This window comes from Bacillus cereus group sp. BfR-BA-01355 (assembly GCF_022663675.1).
Classification (GTDB): Bacteria; Bacillota; Bacilli; order Bacillales; family Bacillaceae_G; genus Bacillus_A; species Bacillus_A thuringiensis_S.
Window position 1 is genome coordinate 1 of record NZ_JAKUFY010000511.1, and the last position, 215, is coordinate 215.

Here is a 215-nt window from a genome sequence, read left to right on the forward strand (position 1 = left end):
TCACTTATGGATGGACCCGCGTCGCATTAGCTAGTTGGTGAGGTAACGGCTCACCAAGGCAACGATGCGTAGCCGACCTGAGAGGGTGATCGGCCACACTGGGACTGAGACCCGGCCCAGACTCCTACGGGAGGCAGCAGTAGGGAATCTTCCGCAATGGACGAAAGTCTGACGGAGCAACGCCGCGTGAGTGATGAAGGCTTTCGGGTCGTAAA

The 215-nt window shown here is 58.1% G+C and carries 1 rRNA gene; it reads left to right on the top strand.

Features of this window, described 5'->3' with window-relative positions:
* Window positions 1–215: ribosomal RNA gene (locus tag MR167_RS32700) — 16S ribosomal RNA — on the top strand; the annotation flags it as partial.